General features: G+C 71.6%; 12 protein-coding genes. 6 read left to right on the forward strand and 6 right to left on the reverse strand.

The features are described from left to right. The first annotated feature begins 4 nt into the window (after window positions 1-4). Window positions 5-103, forward strand: coding sequence for a putative Ig domain-containing protein (locus ABD256_RS41310; RefSeq protein ID WP_425546608.1), 99 nt, complete (start codon window positions 5-7; stop codon window positions 101-103). Between the two features lie 71 nt (window positions 104-174). Here the strand turns inward: ABD256_RS41310 and ABD256_RS41315 are convergent, their stop codons facing one another. The 3 genes from ABD256_RS41315 to ABD256_RS41325 form a co-directional block, all read right to left on the reverse strand. Then, window positions 175-1,695: a phytoene desaturase family protein gene (locus ABD256_RS41315; RefSeq protein WP_344431388.1), complete on the reverse strand. Its 1,521-nt coding sequence runs from the start codon at window positions 1,693-1,695 to the stop codon at window positions 175-177. A gap of 70 nt (window positions 1,696-1,765) precedes the next feature. Next, on the reverse strand, window positions 1,766-3,265 hold the full coding sequence (locus tag ABD256_RS41320; protein WP_425546609.1) for a S8 family peptidase: 1,500 nt from the start codon (window positions 3,263-3,265) through the stop codon (window positions 1,766-1,768). A gap of 47 nt (window positions 3,266-3,312) precedes the next feature. Then, entirely contained in the window at window positions 3,313-4,893 is a 1,581-nt protein-coding gene (locus tag ABD256_RS41325) for a S8 family peptidase (RefSeq protein ID WP_344431392.1), read from the reverse strand. A 306-nt stretch (window positions 4,894-5,199) separates the two neighbouring features. Here ABD256_RS41325 and ABD256_RS41330 point away from each other — a divergent pair, with 306 nt between their 5' ends. The 4 genes from ABD256_RS41330 (at window position 5,200) to ABD256_RS41345 (ending at window position 12,650) form a co-directional block, all read left to right on the forward strand. Beyond that, on the forward strand, window positions 5,200-8,064 hold the full coding sequence (locus ABD256_RS41330; protein ID WP_344431394.1) for an ATP-binding protein: 2,865 nt from the start codon (window positions 5,200-5,202) through the stop codon (window positions 8,062-8,064). A 188-nt stretch (window positions 8,065-8,252) separates the two neighbouring features. Further along, the gene (locus tag ABD256_RS41335) at window positions 8,253-9,188 is read left to right on the forward strand and encodes a serine protein kinase RIO (protein WP_344431396.1); all 936 of its coding nucleotides are present in this window, start codon (window positions 8,253-8,255) and stop codon (window positions 9,186-9,188) included. A 294-nt stretch (window positions 9,189-9,482) separates the two neighbouring features. Next, window positions 9,483-10,964: a DEAD/DEAH box helicase gene (locus tag ABD256_RS41340; protein ID WP_425546607.1), complete on the forward strand. Its 1,482-nt coding sequence runs from the start codon at window positions 9,483-9,485 to the stop codon at window positions 10,962-10,964. A gap of 516 nt (window positions 10,965-11,480) precedes the next feature. Then, window positions 11,481-12,650 (forward strand): 8-amino-7-oxononanoate synthase, encoded by a 1,170-nt coding sequence (locus ABD256_RS41345; RefSeq protein ID WP_344431397.1) that lies wholly within the window; start codon window positions 11,481-11,483, stop codon window positions 12,648-12,650. Here the strand turns inward: ABD256_RS41345 and ABD256_RS41350 are convergent. Next, window positions 12,622-13,059 carry a GNAT family N-acetyltransferase gene (locus ABD256_RS41350; protein WP_344431399.1) on the reverse strand — a complete coding sequence of 146 codons (438 nt, stop codon included), beginning with the start codon at window positions 13,057-13,059 and terminating at the stop codon, window positions 12,622-12,624. The two genes, ABD256_RS41345 and ABD256_RS41350, sit on opposite strands and share 29 nt — an antisense overlap. A gap of 22 nt (window positions 13,060-13,081) precedes the next feature. Next, window positions 13,082-13,891 (reverse strand): S1 family peptidase, encoded by an 810-nt coding sequence (locus tag ABD256_RS41355; RefSeq protein WP_344431401.1) that lies wholly within the window; start codon window positions 13,889-13,891, stop codon window positions 13,082-13,084. A gap of 198 nt (window positions 13,892-14,089) precedes the next feature. Between ABD256_RS41355 and ABD256_RS41360 the strand changes: the two genes are divergently transcribed. Continuing rightward, on the forward strand, window positions 14,090-14,959 hold the full coding sequence (locus ABD256_RS41360) for a M15 family metallopeptidase (RefSeq protein ID WP_344431402.1): 870 nt from the start codon (window positions 14,090-14,092) through the stop codon (window positions 14,957-14,959). A 5-nt stretch (window positions 14,960-14,964) separates the two neighbouring features. Here the strand turns inward: ABD256_RS41360 and ABD256_RS41365 are convergent, their stop codons facing one another. Next, the gene (locus ABD256_RS41365) at window positions 14,965-15,753 is read right to left on the reverse strand and encodes a nucleotidyltransferase domain-containing protein (protein ID WP_344431404.1); all 789 of its coding nucleotides are present in this window, start codon (window positions 15,751-15,753) and stop codon (window positions 14,965-14,967) included. Between the last annotated feature and the right edge of the window lie 31 nt (window positions 15,754-15,784).

The following is a 15,784-nucleotide window of genomic DNA, read 5'->3' on the forward strand; positions in this document are numbered from 1 at the left end:
GGTCATCGCCCCCTTCCAGACAGGCACCTACCCCATCACCGTCACCGCCACCGACTCCACCGGCAAGACCGGCACCGCCACCTACACCCTCACCATCCAGTAACCCCTTCGTGGCCCTGAAGCCCACCATGACGGCACTGGATGCCGTCATGGTGGGCTTCGGGGCGCGGCGCTCTACCCGCGCAGCACGTGCATGGCGGCGTTGTGGCCGGGGATGCCGCTGACGCCGCCGCCCCGGACGGCGCCCGCGCCGCACAGCAGGACGCGCGAGTGCGCGGTTTCCACGCCCCAGGTTCCCGCCAGTTCGTCGGAGTACGGCCACGAAAGGTCCCGGTGGAAGATGTGCCCCGCCGGAAGGCCCAGCTCGGCTTCGAGGTCCAGCGGCGTTTTCGCTTCGACGCACGGCGAACCGTCCGGATCGCGCAGGACGCAGTCCTCGATCGGTTCGGCGAGCACGCTGTTCAGCGAAGCCATGGTCGAGCGCAGCGCTTCCGACCTCGCCTCGTCGTTGCGGCCGCGGAACAGCCGCGCGGGCATGTGCAGGCCGAACAGGGTCAGCGTCTGCACGCTCGCGGCGCGTTCGGCGGCACCGAGGATCGACGGGTCGGTCAGTGAATGGCAGTAGATCTCGCACGGCGGCAACGACGGGATCCGGCCCGCATCCGCCTCACCATGAGCCGTGGCCAGTTGCTCGTAGCCTTCGTTTACGTGGAACGTGCCGCCGAACGCTTCGCGAACGTCCACAGTGGAGTCCCGGAGGCGCGGCAGGCGTGAGAGCACCATGTTCACCTTCAACTGCGCGCCTTCCGGCGGCTCCGGCGGCTCCTCCCCCAGCAACCCCGCCAGTACGGTCGGCGCGACGTTCGCCAGCACGTGCCCGGCGCCGGCGGTGTGTTCGCGATCGCCGACGCGGTAGCGCACCGCACCCTCGGGGTCGATCGCGAGCACCTCGGCCCCGGTGACCATCTCGGCGCCACCCGCCCGCGCGGAGTCGGCCAGCGCGCCGGTGACCGCGCCCATACCGCCGACCGGGACGTCCCAGTCGCCGGTGCCGTTGCCGATCAGGTGGTAGAGCAGGCACCGGTTCTGCCGCAGCCCGGGATCGTCCGCGGCGGCGAAGGTGCCGATCAGCGCGTCGGTGAGGACCACGCCGCGCACGGTGTCGTCGGCGAAGCGCGCGGTGAGCGCCTCGCCGATCGGGCGCTCGAACAACACCGACCAGACCTCTCGACCGATGCGAGCGCGGAGATCTTCCTTGCTGGGCAAGGGTTTCGTGAGCGTTTCGAACACCGTGTCCGCGACCGATGCGGCCATGCCGTAGAACCGCCGCCACGCCTCGAAGTCCGATGTGGACCCCGTGACCGCACGGAAGGACGCGGCCGTCCGCTCGCCGTCACCGGTGTCGACGAGGAGGCCCGAGCCGCCGACCGGGGTGTACGAGGACATCCGGCGCCGCCGCAGCTCGATCCCGAGCCCGAGCTCGGCGACGACCTTCTTGGGCAGCAGGCTCACCAGGTACGAATAGCGGGACAGCCGCACGTCCACCCCGGGGAACGCGCGGAAGGACACCGCCGCGCCACCGGCCTCGTCCCGCCGTTCCAGCACCAGCACCGACCTGCCCGCGCGGGCGAGGTACGCCGCCGCGACCAGCCCGTTGTGCCCGCCGCCGACGATCACCGCGTCGTAGCTGCCCACCTGTCCTCCAAAGAACGACAATGCGCCGCGACCATCGTGGCCGCGGCGCACCGCCGAGAACAAGCCCTGCTCAGAAGGTGATGGAGAACCCGTCGATCGAGCCGGTGTCGAACCGGTTCACGTCCTTGACGCTCAGCTTCCAGGTGCCGTTCGCCGGTTCGGCCGACGCGTTGACGGTGTAGGTGGTGTGCACCCCGGCCGCCTCACCGACACCGCCGGCCTTCCGCAGCGCGTACACCGCGCCGCTCGGGCCGACCAGGTCCACCGCGAGGTCCGCGGTGTAGGTGTGCGCGATGTCGACCTTGACCGGCAGGCTCGCCGACGCCTTGCCGTCGCAGCCGTCCTGGGTCACCGAACTGGTCACCGCGGCTCCGGCGTCCGGAATGGACACCGGCGTGGTGTTCGACTTCACGCCGCACTTCGGGCCGGGGCCGGTGCCGCCGATGAACGAGATGTTCAGCAGCTTGTTCGGCGAGCCGCTGCCCGCGTTCTTGATCGCGCCGTCGACCGCGCCGCTCACCAGCGCGTCCCGCGCCTGCTGGGCGGTGGCACCGGGGTTGGCGGAGAGGTAGAGCGCCGCCGCGCCGGTGACGTGCGGGGTGGCCATCGACGTGCCGCTCATGTTCGCGCTGCTGCCGTTCGACAACCCGAGCGAGGTGATGTTGTTGCCCGGCGCGAAGATGTCGGTGCAGGTGCCGTAGTTCGAGAACGACGCGCGGTTGTCGTTCTCGTCGGAGGCGTTCACCGTGATCGCTTCGGGCACGCGGGCCGGGCTGGTGTTGCACGCGTTCGTCGACGAGTTGCCCGATGCCACCGAGTACACGACCCCGGAGGCGATGGACTTCTTGATCGCGTCGTCGCCGACCCCGACCTGGTCCATGGTCAGGCTCATGTTCGCCACCGCGGGCTTGGCCGCGTTCGCGGTCACCCATTCCATCGCGTCCACCGCGGCGGAGTCGGGGCCGTTGCCGGAGCAGTCCTTCCCGAGCACCTTCAGGCCGACGACCTTGACCTTCTTCGCCACGCCGTAGGTCTTGCTGCCGATCGTGCCCGCGGTGTGCGAGCCGTGCCCGTTGCAGTCGATGCCGTCGCTGCCGACGAAGTCCTTGCCGACGCTGGCGCGGCCTTCGTACTCGGGGTTGTCCGGCTTGATCCCGGTGTCGAGGTCGTACGCCGTGACGCCTTCACCGGTGTTGCCGTAGGTGTAGGAGTTGTCGCGGGGCAGGCTCTTCTGGTCGATGCGGTCCAGGCCCCAGGTCGGGTTCTTCTGCGTGTCCGCGATCCTCGCGGTGCCGTCCTGGTAGACGGTCGCGACCGAGGGGTCGGCGGCGAGCCTGCGCGCCTGCTGCTCGGTCATCTTCCGCACCGAGAAGCCGTGGATCGTGGCCGTGTAGGTCGAGCGCAGTTCGCCACCGTAGCGCTGCGCGAGCGACGCCGCCGAGGACTGCACGCCGAAGGTGTCCTTCAGCACCACGATGTACTGGTCGCCGTAGTGCTGCTTCGCCTGCACCACGGTGCCTTCGGCCGCACTGGGCGCCGCTGCCGCGGTGGCCGTGCCGACCGCCGCCATGGAGCCCAGCAATGTCAGCGCCAACGCCGCCTTTGCCGTCCTGCGCATCAGAAACTCACCCCGAAACTGTCGATCGTGCCGCTGTCGTACTGGTAGACGTCCTGCACCTGGAGCTTCCACGCGCCGGTGCGGTTCTCCGCCGAAGTGTCCACTGTGTAACTCGTGGACAGGTCGACGGAGGAGGCCCCGCCCGCCTGCTTGAGCGGGATCGTCTTCCCGCCCGGCGTGACGAGGTCGATCCTGAGGTCGCCGGTGTAGCCGTGCTTGATCGCCACCGAGACCTTGGTGGCCGCGGTGCCCTTGCTATCGCACGTCCCGATCGTGACCGTGCTGGTGACCGCCGAGCCCGCGTCCGGAATGGACACGTCGTCGGCGTTGGTGCCGCCGGCGCACGACGGCGGGTTCGGGGTGCCGCTCCCGATGAACCCGGTGTAGAGCAGCTTGTTCGGCGAGCCCTTCACGTCGGTGATCTTGTCCGGCGTCGCGTTGTCGGTCAGCGCCTTCGCGACGTCGGCGGGGGTCGCGCCGGGGTTCGCCGTCAGGTACAGCGCCGCCGCGCCCGCGACGTGCGGGGTGGCCATCGAGGTGCCGCCCATCTGCGTGGTCCCGCCGCCGTTCTTCAACGACGTGATGTTCGAGCCCGGCGCGAAGAGGTCCGTGCAGCGGCCGTAGTTCGACGACTGGGACGAGTTCCAGATGGAGCGCTTGTCCTGCGCGTCGCTCGCGGCGACCGTGATCGCCTCCGGCGTGCGCGCCGGGGAGACGTTGCAGGCGTCCTGGCCCTCGTTGCCCGCCGCGACGGTGTTGGTGATCCCGGCGCGGATCGCGCCCTGCACGGCCTGGTCCACACTGGAATCCGCGCCGCCGCCGAGGCTCATCGACAGCACCGACGGGCCCTTCGCGTTCTTCGCGACCCAGTCGATCCCCGAGATGATCTGGGAGTACTGGCCGGTGCCCTGGCAGTTCAGCACCCGGACGGCGACGATCTTGACGCCCTTCGCCACCCCGTAGGTCGCGCTGCCGACGGTGCCCGCGACGTGCGTGCCGTGCCCCTGGCAGTCCGACGCGTCGCCATCGTCGTCGATGAAGTCGTAGCCGCTGCTCGCGCGCCCGCCGAACTCCGACTGCTTCAGGTCGGTGCCGGTGTCCACGACGTAGACCGTGGCGCCCTCGCCCTTGTTGGCGTAGCTGTAGGCCTTGTCGAGCGGCAGGTTCTTCTGGTCGATCCGGTCGAGGCCCCAGGTGGGGTTCTGCTGCGTGTCGCTGACGTGCGCCACCGCGTCCTGTTCCACCGAGGCGACCGAGGGATCGGCCGCGAGCCGTCTCGCCTGCGCCTCGGACATCCGCACGGCGAACCCGCGCACCGCCGAGTCGTAGGTCCGGCGCACCTCGCCACCGTAGGCGCCCGCGAGGCGGGCCGCCTTGGCGGTGACTTCGCCAGGTGCCTGCGGTGCTTTCAGCAGGACGAGGTAGGAGTCCGCGACGGCACCGGGGGCGTTCGCGTTGAGGATGTGCCCGGTCGGCGCGGCGGCGGCGGGACCGGCGAGCGCCATGACGGTGGCGGCGCAGGCACCGGCGACCACCGAGGCGCCCGCGAGCGCACGCCGCCTTCGATGAGCTTCACGCATTCAACAGCTCCGTTCACTCGAACAGGTGGTTCACGTCGGGTCGAAACGGCGGAGAACCTTGTGACTGAGAGCCACACATTCCTCACTTTTGGGGGGAACACCTGGCCGAACAAGCGAGGCTGCGGTCCGTATGACTACGTAACTAATGCCCGGAACCCCGTCTGACCGGGCCATACGAAAGTTCGGTAACCGACCGGGTGGGTTCCGTGATCACCCCGTCGAGATCTAAGCTCCGTTCACACGTCGGGGTGATTTGGGTTCTGTGCCGCTTTCGTGAATCGAACGCAGCTTGGATCAGGAGCAGCCATGGTGCGCAGTGCTGGCAGGACGAGTTCCGCCGTGCTCGTCGGGCGGGCCGACGAACTCCGCTCGCTGGTGTCGGCAGGCACCCGCCCACCGTCGGTCATGATGGTCGAAGGCGAGGCGGGGGTCGGGAAGACGCGGCTCGTCACCGAACTGCTCGGCCAGCCCGAGCTGGCTGGCCGTCGCGTCCTGGCCGGGCGCAGCCAGCCGCTGCGGGAACCGTTCCCGTACGGCGTCGTGCTCGAAGCGCTCCGCGACGCGGGGCGCTACCTCCCCGACGCGCGCCCGCTGAACGGCGTCACCGGCGTGCTCCGGCCCCACCTCCCCGAACTCGGCGCGCACCTGCCCGCCACCCCGCCCGCGCTCGGTGACCACCGCGCCGAACGGCACCGGTTCTTCCGCGCGGTCCGCGAGCTGCTCGACGCGCTGAGCCCGGTGCTGCTCGTCGTCGAGGACCTGCACTGGTGCGACGACGGGTCGCGGCAGCTACTGCGCTTCCTGATGGCGGAGCCGACGCGCGACACGAGCCTGCTGCTGACCTACCGGCGCGAGGAGGTGCCGGGCGGGATCCCGCTCGGCGGCGCCTACCGGCCGGCCGTCGGCACCACCAGCACGGTGCTGCAGCTCCGCCCGCTCGACGCCGACGGCGTGCGCGGGCTGGCAGGCGAGCTGCTCGGCGGCGAGGTGTCCGCCGAATTCGCCGCGCTGCTGCACGAGCGCACGGCCGGTATCCCGTTCGTCGTCTCCGAAACCGTGCACGCGCTGGACCCGCAGGGCGCGATGCACGCCGACGGCATGGCCGCGCGCCGCCTGCTCGATGCCGTCGAGGTGCCCGTCCTGCTTCGGGACGCCGCGGTCGAACGGCTCGCCGGGCTTTCGGTGACCGCGCGGCGGATGACCGAAGCGGCGGCCGTGCTCGGCGTGCCCGCCACCTCGCAGCTCCTCGGCGCCGTCGCCGGGCTGACGCCGCGGCGGGCACGGCAGGCGCTCGTGCTCGCGCTCGACCGGCACGCGCTGCTCGAACTGGAAGACTGCCGTTACGGCTTCCGCCACCCGCTCGCGCGGCAGGCCGTCTACGGCACCATCCCCGGCCCCGACCGCCAGGAGCTGCACCGCCGCGCGGCGTGCCTGCTCCGCGACCAGAGCCCGAAACCGCTCGTCCAGCTCGCCCACCACAGCCGGAAGGCGGGCGCGTTCGCCGACGCGCTGACCTACGGCGAGGCCGCCGCCGACGCCGCCGCCTCGATCGGCGACCTCGCGACGGCGACGGAACTGCTGTGCTCGCTGCTGTCCGAGCCGGGGCTCGCTTCGTCCGATGTGGACCGGATGGCGGTGAAGCTGAGCAGGCTGGCCAACAACGGCGTCGCCCAGCACGACGTGACCTCGGCGCTGGAGCGGCTGCTGTCCGACGACCGGCTGTCCCGCACGCACAGCGGGCAGATCCGGCTCAGCCTCGGCCTGCTCCTGATGCGGCAGGCCGGTGGGCTCGACGCCGCGCGGATCCAGGTCGAGCTCGCGGTCAACGATCTCGGCCACCGGCCCGATCTCGCGGGCCGCGGCATGGCGGTGCTGGCGCAGCCGTGGATCGGCACCTCCCCGCTCGCCGAGCACCTGCGGTGGCTCGACCAGGTCGACGACGTCATCGCCACGACCACGGATCGCACGCTCACCCTGACCCTGCAGGCGAACAACCTCCCGTCCCGGCTGCACACCGGCGACCGGCGCGCGCTGGCCACGATGGACACGGTCTCGACCGCGGTCTCCTCCGCCGAGCAGCAGCGCCAGCTCGCCCGCCTGCACGCCAACCTCGCCGACGCCTGCGCGTGGATCGGCCACTACCGGCGCGGCGCCAGCATGGTGCGCAGCGCGGTCGAACTCGCGTCCGACTGCGGCGCGCCGTACCTGATCGGGATCGCGCGCTCGACCGGCGTGCACATCGACTGGCTCACCGGCAGGTGGGACGCGCTCGACGACAGGGCGCGTGCGCTGTTCGAGGAGTACCGCGAGCTGCTGCCGATGACCAGCGAGTTGTCGCTGGTGCTCGGCCTGCTCGCGACCGCGCGCGGCGAATGGGACCGCGCCGCGGCGCACTTCACCGCGGTCGGCCCCGACGAGCCGGAGAACGCGGTCACCCCGGTCGTGCTCGCCACGCACGCCGGGATCGCGGGCATGCTGCTGTCCCAGTGCGACGACGAGGAAGCCGCCGCGCGCGCCGAAGCCGGGCTGGAGTTGTTGCGCGCCAAGGGCGTCTGGCCGTGGGCGGGGGAACTGCTCCCGGTCGCCGTCGAAGCGTTCTGCCGTACCGGCCGCGAAGAGGCCGCCGCCGCGCTCGTCGACGAAGCCGAGCGCACGCTGAGCGAACTCGACGCGCCGCTGGCGATCGTCGCGCTGGTGTGCTGCCGCGGCATCATCTCGGCGCACCGCCACGACCACGTCGACGCGGTGAAGTTCTTCCACGAGGCGAGCGACGGGTACGAGCGGCTGACCGCGCCGTACCCGGCCGCGCTGGCGAAGGAGCGGCTCGCGCAGAGCCGCCTCGTGATGGGCGAATCGGACGCGGCCGAGTCGTTCTCGGGGCTGGCGGACGTGTTCGCCGAGCTCGGTGCCACCCGTGACGCCGCGCGCTGCCGCCACACCTACCGCGCGACCGGCGCGGTGGCGCCGTCGCGGCGGGGACGGCGCGGTTACGGCGACGAGCTGTCCCCGCGCGAGCAGGACGTCGCCCGCCTGCTCGCCGACGGGCACACGAACCGGGAGATCGCCGAGGTGCTGTTCCTGTCGCGCCGGACCGTGGAACAGCACGTCGCGAGCGTGTTGCGCAAGCTCAAGGTCTCCTCGCGCGGCGAGCTGGTGACCGCGTCGCGGTAATTCGGTTGCGGGCCGCCGCGCCCGCCCGGCATGCTGTCCCGGATCCGGCAGGGAGCCGGTGGATGTCGTGAGGGAGGTGCCCCGTGTCAAGGACTGTCCGGGGATTTGCCGTCCCCCGTCCACCCGCCCGCCGGGGCTGAACCGCGTCTGCGCGCACCCGGCGGATCCCTCATCCAGGAGACCCTCCAGTGCACGAGCACGATTTCGAAAACCTCGAGTACCGGCCTGCCCGCCGGAAGAACCGCAAGCCGAAGTTCGACGACGAACGGTCCCGCAGCGGGCGGATGACCGAGGAAGAGCGCGCCCGGATCGCCAGGCTGCGCGACGACGCCTACGCCGAGCCGGAAATCCCCGGCGGCGCCGACCGCTACTCCACGTGGGGCGAAGCCGAACAGGGGCCGAAGCCGCGCCCGGACTGGGTGCGGACCGAACTGGCCGCGGTGGACACCGAGCTCGGTGTCCTCAAGACCGGCAAGGAGGCCGACGTCCACCTGATCCGGCGCGAGCTGCCGGACGGGCCGGGCGCGCTGCTCGCCGCGAAGCGCTACCGCGGCGCCGAACACCGGATGTTCCACCGCGACGCGGGCTATCTCGAGGGCAGGCGGATGCGCCGGTCCCGCGAGATGCGCGCGATCGAGAACCGGACCTCGTTCGGGCGCAACCTGATCGCCGAGCAGTGGGCCGCCGCGGAGTTCGCCGCGCTCGGTCGCTTGTGGACGGTCGGCGCACCGGTGCCCTACCCGGTCCAGCGCAGCGGAACCGAAGTGCTGCTGGAGTTCCTCGGCTCGGAAGACGGCACCGCGGCGCCGAGGCTCGCGCAGGTGCGACCGTCCGATGCGGACCTGGACGACCTGTGGGAGCAGGCCGTCGCGGCGATCACCGCGATGGCGGCGGAGGGGCTCGCGCACGGCGACCTCTCCGCGTACAACGTGCTCGTGCACCACGGCAGGCTCGTGCTCATCGACCTGCCGCAGGTGGTCGATGTCGTGGCGAACCCGGCGGGCGAGGAGTTCCTCGCCCGCGACGTCCGGAACCTCGCGAAGTGGTTCTCCGGGCGGGGCGTCGCTGTCCCGTCCGAGGCGGATCTGGTGGCTGAGCTGCGCGTTGTCGCCGGACTAGGGTGATCCGCACCACGATCGAGGCGCGGAGCGGGGCGTTTTCAGTCACACTCCGCGCCTCGGTTTGAGCGCCGAGCAGGGGATCCGGTAGGCTGATCACAGACCGCAACCGGCGGCGTGGATGTGTGTCCGTCGCCTCCAGAGCCACCCTGAACGGCTCGCGGCAATCCTGTAAACCAATGGCGCATCACCGTGGTGTGCCGGGTTCGTCCCTGTGAACGCCCATCGCACACCATCTTGCCCGCCTGCGCGCGGGCAGCCGGGGCCTCCTTGTGACGTGCCACGTCCGAGAGGCAGTTCGTGACCATCGCTTTCGATTCCGGCAAGTCCACGCGCCCGGCCCACAAGCCGCGCCAGCGCCCTGTTCAGGAATCGGCCAAGACCCCCATGCTCGGCACCGGACCGACGAAGTCCTTCGCCGACCTGAACCTCCCCGAGCCGCTGCTCCGCGCGCTGCGCGAGGCCGGTATCGACAAGCCGTTCCCGATCCAGTCGGCCACCATCCCCGACGCGCTCGCCGGCCGCGACGTGCTCGGCCGCGCGCAGACGGGGTCCGGTAAGACCCTCGCCTTCGGCCTCGCGCTGCTGGCCAGGCTCGACGGCGGCAAGGCCCGCGCGAAGCGCCCCCGCGCGCTCGTACTGGTGCCCACGCGCGAGCTGGCCATGCAGGTGGCCGACTCGCTGACCCCGCTCGCGAAGTCGCTCGGCCTGTGGTGCCGCACGGCCGTCGGCGGGATGGCCTTCGGGCGCCAGGCCGACGCGCTCAACCGCGGCGTCGACCTGCTGATCGCCACCCCCGGCCGGTTGTCCGACCACGTGCGCCAGGGCACCGCGGTGCTCTCCGACATCAACTTCGTCGCGCTCGACGAGGCCGACCAGATGGCGGACATGGGCTTCCTGCCGCAGGTCCGCGAGATCCTCGACCTCACCCCGGCGCGCGGGCAGCGGCTGCTGTTCTCCGCGACGCTCGACGGTGACGTCAAGCGGCTCGTCGACTCGTACCTGACCGACCCGGTCGAGCACTCGGTCGCGCCGGTCACCGCGAGCGTCACCACCATGGACCACCACGTGCTCCAGGTGCAGCGCCAGGACAAGCAGCAGATCATCACCGAGATCGGCGCCCGCGACGGCAGGACGATCATGTTCGTCCGCACCAAGCACCACGTCGACCGGCTCACCGAGCGGCTGCGCGAGCAGGGCGTGCACGCGGCGGCACTGCACGGCGGCAAGACGCAGGGCCAGCGCAACCGGGTCCTCGCCGACTTCAAGGAAGGCCACACCCCGGTGCTGGTCGCCACCGACGTCGCGGCGCGCGGCATCCACGTCGACGACATCAGCCTCGTGCTGCACGTCGACCCGGCCGCCGACCACAAGGACTACCTGCACCGCTCCGGCCGCACCGCGCGCGCCGGTGCCTCGGGCGCCGTCGTCACGCTGGTCACCAACGACCAGCGGCGCATGGTCCGCCGGATGACCGACCGGGCCGGTGTCCGCGCGGAGAGCACCATGGTGCGCCCCGGCGACGCCGAGCTGAACCGGATCACCGGGGCCCGCGAGCCCAGCGGCGAGCCGGTCATCGAGCGGCGTCGCGAGCCCTCGCCGCGTCGCGGTGGCGGCCCGCGCGGCCGTTCCGGCGGCTTCGGCTCCGGCGGGCACGGCGGCAGTGGCGGCGGCTTCGGCGGCGGCCGTGGCAGGCAGGGCGGCGGCTTCAACCGCGGCGGCGGCGGTCGTCCGCAGCAGCGCTCCAACCGCGGCCCGGCCCGTCGCGGCTCGCACGACTGATCCTTTTCTTCGCCAAAGCGGCCGGTGTCCCGTTCGGGGCACCGGCCGCTTTCGTGTCGGCCACGCCCCGAAAATGCCCCTTTAGCTGTCGAGTGGTGAAGTCGGCTGAGGGTGCGCATGCCCTGAAGGCGCCCTTCGGCGAATCTGACGCCGCGAAGGCGTCCTTCAGGGCATCGGCAGCGCCATGCGCTGTCATGTCATGTGCCGGGGTTTCGCAGCTCGCGCCTCTGTCTCGTTTCCGCGCTCATGCCCGTGCAGGGGGCTTCAGGGGCGTGCATGTCGCGGCCTTCGCGGGACTGCTCCGCTCCGGAGCGCATGCCCCGAAGGGGCCCTTGAGGGAATCTGACGCCGTGAAGGTGACCTTCGGGGCATCGGCGCTGCCATCCCGCTCGCCGCGAAGGGCGAGATCGCGGCGTCAGATTCCCCGAAGGCGCCCTTCGGGGCGGGCGCGGAACCCTGGCGCACCCGGGGGTGTCGGTGCCGGACGCGGGCGGGGGCGATGCGACACTGCGGGATGTGACTTCCCCGGCCCCGACTCCCCCCGAGCAGACTTTCGACTGGCTTGACGCGGAGGCCGGCAAGCGCGGCGACGCCGGGCTCGTCCGGCAGTTGCGTCCTCGTGCCGCGGGCGATCGCGACCTCGACCTCGCCGGGAACGACTACCTCGGGCTGGCGAAGGACAAGCGGGTCGCCGGAGCCGCCGCGGCCGCCGCGCTGAAATGGGGAGCGGGTTCGACCGGGTCGCGCCTGGTGACCGGATCCCTCGAGCTGCACACCGAGCTGGAGCACGAGCTGGCGCGCTTCTGCGGCGCGCAGGCCGCGCTGGTGTTCTCCTCGGGGTTCACCGCGAACCTCGGCGCCGTGACGGCGCTGTCCGGCCACGAGTCGGCGATCGTGACGGACAAGTACATCCACGCGTCGCTCATCGAAGGCTGCCGCCTGTCCAGGGCGGACATCGCCGCCGTCGCGCATTCCGACCTCGCGGCCATCACGCACGCGCTGTCCACGCGCCGCAAGGAGCGGGCGCTCGTCGTCACGGACTCGGTGTTCTCCGTCGACGGCGACCTCGCGCCGTTGCCCGAACTGGCCGAAGCCTGCCGCGCGCACGGCGCCGCACTGCTCGTCGACGACGCGCACGGCTTCGGTGTGCTCGGCGACGCCGGTCAGGGTGCCGTGCACGCGGCGGGGCTGGCAGGCGCGCCGGACGTGGTCACCACCATCACGCTGTCGAAATCCCTTGGCGCGCAAGGAGGTGCGGTGCTCGGCCCGCGCCGGGTGATCAAGCACCTCGTGGACACCGCGCGCTCGTTCATCTTCGACACCGCGCTGGCACCCGCGAGCGCCGCGGCGGCGCTCGCGGCACTCGGCGTGCTGCGCTCGGAGCCTGAGCTGCCCTCGCGCGTGCTCACCGCCGCCGGAACGCTCGCGGTACAGCTCAAGGACGCCGGGTTCACAGTCAGCCTGCCGGACGCCGCGGTGATCTCCGTGCACGCACCGTCCCCGGAGGCGGCGGTGGCATGGGCGGCGCGGTGCGCGGAACAGGGCGTGCGGGTCGGCTGCTTCCGCCCGCCGTCGGTGCCGGACGGCATCTCCCGGCTCCGGCTCACCGTGCGCGCCGATCTCACCGAGTCCGATTTGGACACCGCGGTCAAGGTGATCAGTTCGTGCGCGCCCGCCGCATCGTGATGTGGTCGATGCCGTCCTCGTCGAACGGCTCCCCTTCGGCGACGAACCCGAACTTCGCGTAGAAGCCCTGCGCGTAGACCTGCGAATCCAGTACGCACGGCGCGCTGCCGACCAGGTCGAGCGCGGCCTCCATCAGCTTGCCGGCCAGCCCGCGCCCGCGCGCCGCGGCGGCCGTGACCACGCGCCCGATCCTGGCCCCGCCGTCCGGCTCGGCGAGCACCCGCAGGTAGGAGTCCACTCCGGACGGACCGGCGAACCACAGGTGACGCGTGTCCGCGACGAGATCGCGCCCGTCGATGTCCGCGTAGAGGCTTTCCTGCTCGACGACGAACACCTGCGAGCGCAGGCGGAGGATTTCGTACAGCTGCTCAGCGGTCAGTTCGGGGCCGCGCCGTTCCAGAAGACTCACGGCACATGCCTAGCACGGGCGGCTACCGGGCGTGCTTCTCGATCTCGTCGAGGTAGGAGGAGACCCGGGTGTAGACGCCGGGCCGGTTCGGCGCGGCGCAGCCTTCGCCGTAGGAGACGATCCCGATCAGGGTGTCGCCGACCATCAGCGGACCGCCGGAATCGCCCTGGCAGGCGTCGATCCCGCCCTGCGGGTATCCCGCGCACACCATGCTCTTCGGGTCGTAGTTCGAGTAGCTGCCCGCGCAGCTCCGGTCGCTCACCACGGGCACAACAGCGCTGCGCAGGTAGTCGGACCTGGCACCGTTGTCGGCGACGCGTCCCCAGCCGAGCACGGTGGCCTTGGTGCCCTCGTCGTAGAGCGAGCGATCGGCACTGCCCGGCAGTTTCGCCGGCTCGAACGGGAGCGCCCACGGCAGCTTGAGCACCGCGATGTCGTTGCCCTGGCCCGGCTCGCGGAAGGCGGGGTCGACCCAGACGCTCGACACCGTCGACACCGCGCCGGCCGAGGTGCGCTTGTCCTCGCGCCCGGCGACCACGCGCAGGTCCGCGCGCGGGTACGCCTTGGCGCAGTGCGCGGCCGTGGCCACCGCGGACCTGTCGACGAGCACGGCGCCGCAGAACTGGTTGCCGTTGCTGTCCGCGAGGTACACCGCGTACGGGTAGTCGTCGATGGACGCCTTGCCGCCGCCGACGATGCGCGGCTGCGCCTGCGAGCCGGGGGTGGCGGACGCCGCGCCGTCGGCCGAGGCAGCGGTGGGCAGGAACGCGGCCGCCGCGATCACCGCCGCCGTTCCGGCCAGTGCCGCCGTGCGCCGTGCCTTCTCTGACATGCCCCGTGCTCCCTTCACCGGATGCGTGTTCGATCCCAGATCGGGAACGCCGCCGCACCGGCAGAGTGACCTTGTGCGGTCGACACGCTCCGATGCGTGCGGGTGCGGCCCGAAACACCCTAGACCGAACATCACCACCGTGGTGTCGCTGAATCGGGTGGACGTTGTCCTCACTGAGCGTTCTGTCAAGCTGGACGGGTGCGAACGCTGAAACTGGGGACGGTGGCCGCGGCGGTATTCCTGCTGACCGCGTGCGGAGGCGATCCCGCACCGGTGACCGCGCCTCCGCCGCCCGTCGCACCGGTCACGACGACCTCCGCGCGCCCGAGCACCACCTCGCGCCCGCCGACGACGTCGTCGGCGGCTCCCGCGGCGGCCTGGGTCGTCGGCGCGCATCCCCTGCCGCGCCGCTCCGACGGCTACGGGGAGATCCAGCCGACGCCGTCGGTGCTCGTGAACCGGAGCCTGCCCACGAAGGACATCCTGCCGCCGCCGGTCGGCGGGAAGTACGCCGCGACGACGAGCCCGGTGCCCGCGAACGTGCTCGCCCGCAGCACCTGGCAGGCTGCGTGCCCGGTGGCCGCCGAGGACCTCGCCTACCTGACGATGTCGTTCTGGGGCTTCGACGGGAAACCGCACACCGGCGAGATGATCGTGAACGCCTCCGTCGCCGACGCGGTGACGAAGGTGTTCGGGCAGCTCTACGCCAACCGGTTCCCGTTCGAGGAGATGCGGGTGACCAGCGCACCCGAGCTGGACGCCGCGCCGACCGGTGACGGCAACGACACCAGCGCGTTCGTCTGCCGCCCCACCCGTGGCCAGAAGAACTGGTCCGCGCACGCCTCCGGGCTCGCGATCGACCTCAACCCGTTCTGCAACCCCTACGTCAAGGGCGAGATCGTGGTGCCGGAACTGGCCTCGGCCTACAAGAACCGGGCCGCCGCACGCCCTGGCATGGTGCTCCCCGGCGACGCCACCGTCCGGGCCTTCACCGCGATCGGCTGGACGTGGGGCGGTAGCTGGAACAGCCCCAAGGACATCATGCACTTCTCCGCGACCGGCGGCTGAGGAGATCAGTTCGCCTGTTCGAGGACGTCGTGGAGGTATTGCACGGCAAGCGCTTCGGCGACGTGGCGCCGTTCGACCGGCTCGCCGAGCCAGCGCTGGTACAGGTCGACGGCGGCCAGGAACGCCCGGCCGGCGTCAGCCCGGTCGTACCCGCACAGCGTCGCCCGCAGGGCACGCGCTTCGTCCGGTGCGACGGTTTCGAGGTGGCGCGTCCCGCGGGGCAGCGCGCCCGCGTGGCGGGCGGCCAGCGGGCCCAGCACGGCGTCGCGCAGGTGGCTCAGCATGCCGATCGCCTCGAACAGTTCGCCGCGGCCGAGTTTCGTCGCGCCGTAGTGCACCCAGACCCAGAACCGGTCCTCGAGCCACTGGAGGTCGAACGGGGGTTCCCCGGCCCGCTCGGCGAAGTCGGCCGCGCGCACGAACTTGAAGTCGACGTGCAGGAGGGGCGGCCCGACCAGGGTGATGATCAGGCGCGGCTCGCCGACGTGCTCGCCGGTGAACCCCACCACCAGCTCCGTCCACGAGCCGATCAGTTCGAGGCGCTCCCGCATGACCGCGTCGAACGCCCCGTCCTCGACGACGACGATCAGATCCACGTCCGAGTAGAGGTCGGGGTGCCCGTTCGCGATCGACCCCGAAAGGGCGACGTCGGTCACCCGCGGATCCTGCCGGATCCGGGGAAGCACGTCGTCGAGGAAGTGGCGGTGCGGCGCGGGGAGGCCCATGGCATCCCTTGTAGCACCGCGCCCCGGCGAGAGCACGCGAATTCCCGGTTCGCGGTTGTCGATGGTCACGCCCACGGCGATGCGGGGTCCGGGTACCTTC

Origin of the sequence: Amycolatopsis minnesotensis, assembly GCF_039529815.1 — a bacterium.
Taxonomy (GTDB): domain Bacteria; phylum Actinomycetota; class Actinomycetes; order Mycobacteriales; family Pseudonocardiaceae; genus Amycolatopsis; species Amycolatopsis minnesotensis.

Bases quoted from the DNA above. Each gene is read 5' to 3' on its own strand.
- ABD256_RS41320 (WP_425546609.1), bottom strand. From the start codon at position 3,265: ATGGCGGCGGTCGGCACGGCCACCGCGGCAGCGGCGCCCAGTGCGGCC.
- ABD256_RS41325 (WP_344431392.1), bottom strand. From the start codon at position 4,893: ATGCGTGAAGCTCATCGAAGGCGGCGTGCGCTCGCGGGCGCCTCGGTG.
- ABD256_RS41330 (WP_344431394.1), top strand. From the start codon at position 5,200: ATGGTGCGCAGTGCTGGCAGGACGAGTTCCGCCGTGCTCGTCGGGCGG.
- ABD256_RS41355 (WP_344431401.1), bottom strand. From the start codon at position 13,891: ATGTCAGAGAAGGCACGGCGCACGGCGGCACTGGCCGGAACGGCGGCG.